Origin of the sequence: Halalkalibacter akibai JCM 9157 (genome assembly GCF_000513135.1) — a bacterium.
Lineage (GTDB): Bacteria > Bacillota > Bacilli > Bacillales > Bacillaceae_D > Halalkalibacter > Halalkalibacter akibai.
Genome location: NZ_BAUV01000132.1, coordinates 1 through 988 on the forward strand (window position 1 = coordinate 1; position 988 = coordinate 988).

Sequence of the window (988 nt, forward strand, 5' to 3'; positions counted from 1 at the left end):
GGGAGAAGCTCTGAATTGAAGCCCCAGTAAACGGCGGCCGTAACTATAACGGTCCTAAGGTAGCGAAATTCCTTGTCGGGTAAGTTCCGACCCGCACGAATGGTGTAACGATTTGGATACTGTCTCAACGAGAGACCCGGTGAAATTATAGTACCTGTGAAGATGCAGGTTACCCGCGACAGGACGGAAAGACCCCATGGAGCTTTACTGTAGCTTGATATTGGATGTTGGTACAGTTTGTACAGGATAGGTAGGAGCCTTGGAAACCGGAGCGCAAGCTTCGGTGGAGGCGTCGGTGGGATACTACCCTGACTGTGCTGACATTCTAACCTCGAGCCGTGATCCGGTTCAGGGACAGTGTCAGGTGGGCAGTTTGACTGGGGCGGTCGCCTCCTAAACAGTAACGGAGGCGCCCAAAGGTTCCCTCAGAATGGTTGGAAATCATTCGTAGAGTGCAAAGGCAAAAGGGAGCTTGACTGCGAGACCTACAAGTCGAGCAGGGACGAAAGTCGGGCTTAGTGATCCGGTGGTTCCGCATGGAAGGGCCATCGCTCAACGGATAAAAGCTACCCTGGGGATAACAGGCTTATCTCCCCCAAGAGTCCACATCGACGGGGAGGTTTGGCACCTCGATGTCGGCTCATCGCATCCTGGGGCTGAAGTAGGTCCCAAGGGTTGGGCTGTTCGCCCATTAAAGCGGTACGCGAGCTGGGTTCAGAACGTCGTGAGACAGTTCGGTCCCTATCCGTCGCGGGCGCAGGAAATTTGAGAGGAGCTGTCCTTAGTACGAGAGGACCGGGATGGACACACCGCTGGTGTACCAGTTGTTCCGCCAGGAGCATAGCTGGGTAGCTACGTGTGGACGGGATAAGTGCTGAAAGCATCTAAGCATGAAGCCCCCCTCAAGATGAGATTTCCCATGGAGTAATCCAGTAAGACCCCTTAGAGATGATGAGGTTGATAGGTCTGGTGTGGAAGCGTGGCGACA

1 rRNA gene is annotated in these 988 nt (G+C 54.3%); it reads left to right on the top strand.

The window, feature by feature from the left end:
* Window positions 1-988 (top strand): 23S ribosomal RNA (locus tag JCM9157_RS23050); the annotation flags it as partial.